Below are 3,656 nucleotides of genomic sequence, written 5' to 3' on the forward strand. Positions count from 1 at the left end.
CCGTGGTCGAACTGGCCGGCCCCGGCGGGCGGTCCACCCTGGCCGCGGAGGAGCTGGCGGCCGGCCCCGCGCCCGCCGACGCGGTCCTCACCGCGCTGCTGGTGCCGGCCGCCGGCCCGGCCGCCGCCTTCGAGAAGACCGCCGACCGCGCCACCCGCTACCCGGTGTGCGCCACCGCCGTACGGATCACCCCCGGCGGACCGCGCATCGCCGTCACCGGGGCCACCTCCCGCGCACTGCGGCTGCGCGGGGTCGAGGACCGGCTGCGCGGGGGCCCGTACCGCACGGACGCCGTGCTCGCCGCCTTCCGCGCCGAACCCAGGGAGCTCTTCGTCCCCGGGCGCGGCACCTCGGCCGAGTACCTCGGTCATCTCGTGGGGGTCCTCACGGCCCGAGCCTTGCAGAGGGCCGAGCAGGCTCTCGCCCGATAGCCCGAGAGGGGCACACCACGGGGCCCGCCACGGGCCCCATCACGGGGGAGTTGAGTGACGCAGTGGCCGACACATCCAAGACGACCACGGGGGTAACCGTGCACCCAGCCGCCCATGCGGCCAGTGCGCCCAGAGGCTCCGGCTTCTGGGTGGTGGGAGCGGTCCTCGTCCTGCTGATGCTCTCCTCCTCCGTGCCCTCCGCCCTCTATGTGCTCTACCAGCAGGAATGGGGGCTGTCCTCGGGCACGATCACGGTGGTCTTCGCCCTGTACGCGGTCACCGTGCTGGCCGGGCTCCTGCTGTTCGGCTCCCTCTCCGACACCCTGGGCCGGCGCCCGGTCCTGGGCGGCGCGCTGATCCTGGCCATGGTCTCCATGGTCCTGTTCGCCGCGGCCCAGGGACTCGGCCTGCTGCTGGCCGCCCGCGCCGTCCAGGGGCTCGCCGTGGGCCTGGCCACCGGCGCGATGGGCGCGGCCCTGCTGGAACTCAGCCCCGCTACCAGACCCGCGCTCGGCGCCCAGGTCAACAGCGCCGGCCCCACCGTGGGCATCGGGCTCGGCGGGATCGGGGCCGGACTCCTCGTCCAGTTCGCGCCCGCCCCGACCGTGCTGAGCTACCTGCTGCTGGTCGGGGCCTTCGCCCTGACCCTGGTGGGGGTGGTCCGGATGCGGGAGAGCGCGCCCGGTGCCGGCGGCCGCTTCCGGGTGGTCCCGCACCGGATCCGGGTACCGGCGGACGCCCGGGGCCGCTTCGCCGTCCTCGTCCTGACCATCGTCGCGGTCTGGTCGGTGGGCGGCTTCTACCTCTCGCTCGGACCGCACCTGGCGCTGTCCCTGCTGCGGTCCACCAACTACCTGGTCGGCGGGGCCACGGTCGCCCTGCTCGCGGGCGCCGCCACCGCCGCCCAGCTGATGCTCGGCCGCACCGAGGCGCTGCGCACCGCCGTGCTCGGCCTGTCCGGCCTCCTCGCCGGACTGGGTCTGGTGCTGCTCGCGCTGGGGATCCGCTCGGCCGCCGTGTTCCTCGTCGCCACGGCCCTCCTCGGCAGCGGCTGGGGGGCCGCCTTCCTCGGTTCCTTCCGCGCGCTGAGCACGCTCGCGCCGCCGGCGCACCGCGGTGAACTGACCGCGGCCGTATACGTTTTCGCGTACCTCGCGATGAGCGTGCCGGCGGTCCTCGCCGGGATGCTCACCAACATCCACGGGCTGCACCGCACCTCGGTCGGATTCATGGCCGCCGTGGCCGGCGTGTGCGTGCTGGCCCTGCTGGCCACCGTGCGACTGGCCGCCCGTACCCGGGCCGAGGGGAGTACGGCGTGAACGCGGCGGACATGGAGGGCCCGCAGCTGCGGTCGGCCCTGCGCGAGCTGGAGATCTTCGCGGGGATCACCGAGGAGCAGCTGGACTGGCTGGTCTCGGTGTCGGAGCCCCGGACCCTGGCCGACGGCGACGTCCTCTTCCGGGACGGGGAGCAGGCCACCGGCTTCCACGTCCTGCTGCGCGGCGGGCTGGTCGTCACCAAGGTCGTCGACGGCCGGGAGGAGGTGCTCACCCGGCACTCCACCGAGGAGGAGAGCGCCGCCGCCGAGGCGCACGACGGCAAGCCGGCCGCCGCGCACCGGTTCACCGGCGAACTGCCCCTGCTGACCGACGGCTCCTACGTGGCCACCGCGGCCGCCAGCGGTCCGTCGACCACGGTGGTGGCCTATCCGAAGCCGGTCTTCTTCGAGATGCTGACCCGCTGCCACGGGGTGGCCGCCGTACTGATCCCCGTCCTGGCCTGGCGCATCAAGTCCTCCGAGGTGCAGGCCCGCAAGCGGGCCACCGTGGAGGCGCTCGGCACCCTGGCCGCCGGGCTCGCCCACGAGCTGAACAACCCGGCTGCCGCGGTGGCCCGGGCCGCGCAGGAACTGGCTCCCGCGCTGGAGCGGCTCACCCGTACCGCGCAGGCCTGGGGCGCGGCCGCCTCGGGCGCGGAGCGCTCGCTCCTCGACCGGCTCGCCGACGAACTGGACAAGCTGCCGCCGCCGGTGACCACCGACCCGTTCGCCCAGGCCGACGCCGAGGAGGAGATCGCCGACTGGGCCGAGGAGGCGGGCACCGAACGGCCCGGCCTGCTCGGATCCGGGGTCGCGGACCTCGGACTGGAGCTGGCCTGGCTGCTGGAGCGGCTGGACGGTGTGGGGGAACCCGCCCTCGCGCCGGCCCTGGACCACCTGGCGGCGCTGCTGGAGATCCGCTCGCTCGCGGCGGAGCTCCGGGCCGCGGGTCCCAGGATCTCCCAGCTCGTCTCCGCCACCCGGGATTACGCCAACCTCGACCGGGCGCCCGAACAGCGCTTCCCGGTGACCGACGGACTGGAGAACACGCTGGTCGTCCTGCGTGCCAAGCTCGCCGGCATCAGCATCGTGCGTGAGTACGAGCCCGGTCTGCCCGAACTGACGGGCTATCCGAGTGAGTTGAACCAGGTGTGGACCAACCTGGTCGACAACGCGGCCGAGGCCATGGAGGGCTCCGGCGTACTGACCCTGCGCGCCCGCGCCGAGGGCGTCTGCATGGTCGTGGAGATCGCCGACACCGGCCGCGGCATCCCGGCGGCATCCCTGCCGCGGATCTTCGAACCCTTCTACACCACCAAGGACGTGGGCAAGGGCACGGGCCTGGGGCTGCACCTCAGCTACCGCATCGTGACCCAGCGCCACCACGGGTCGATCAACGCCCGCTCGCGTCCCGGTGAGACCCGCATGGTCGTCCGGCTGCCCTTCGCCGGGAGCGCCCAGTCCTGCGCCTCACCTGCGCCAACACCCGAAATGGCACCCATCGTGGGCACCTCTCCCAGTTGAAACGGAGTCGACATGGCCAAGTACGACATCTCCAAGCTGCACCCGGTGTTCGTCCGCCAGATGGAGGCGCTGGCCGCCCTGGACATCGAGGCGGTGATGAAGAACTACACCGACGACGCCGTGCTGCTGCGCTTCGAGGGAGCCTCGGTCGGGATCGAAGCGGTTCGCGAGACGTTCACCGGCTATCTCACGGTGAAGCCCGCGCTCGTGGAACTACAGGAGTACATCGAGACCGAAGACACCATCTTCTACCGGGCGATCATGAGCCTGAACGGTGAACCGGAGCACGCGTTCGGGACACTTGTCGTCCGCGATGGCCGAATCTGGCGCCAGACCGCCGGAGTCGGCGGCTGACGGCCCGAATCTGGGTAGCGTGTGCGGGG

At 73.0% G+C, this 3,656-nt stretch carries 4 protein-coding genes; all 4 read left to right on the forward strand.

Annotated features, from left to right (window positions below):
- Positions 1-431: hypothetical protein (locus ACWGIU_RS32750; RefSeq protein WP_453711743.1), on the forward strand; the 431-nt coding region annotated here is incomplete at its 5' end.
- Positions 432-493: 62 nt separating this feature from the next.
- Positions 494-1,750, forward strand: a complete 1,257-nt coding sequence (locus tag ACWGIU_RS32755) for an MFS transporter (protein WP_453711744.1) — start codon at positions 494-496, stop codon at positions 1,748-1,750.
- Positions 1,747-3,273, forward strand: coding sequence for an ATP-binding protein (locus tag ACWGIU_RS32760; protein ID WP_453711745.1), 1,527 nt, complete (start codon positions 1,747-1,749; stop codon positions 3,271-3,273). Before ACWGIU_RS32755 ends, ACWGIU_RS32760 begins: the two co-directional genes overlap by 4 nt.
- 12 nt (positions 3,274-3,285) lie before the next feature.
- Complete coding sequence (locus tag ACWGIU_RS32765; protein ID WP_453711746.1) at positions 3,286-3,627, forward strand: nuclear transport factor 2 family protein; 342 nt, start codon at positions 3,286-3,288, stop codon at positions 3,625-3,627.
- The last annotated feature ends 29 nt before the right edge of the window (positions 3,628-3,656 follow it).

Source organism: Streptomyces sp. NPDC054840 (genome assembly GCF_053611065.1).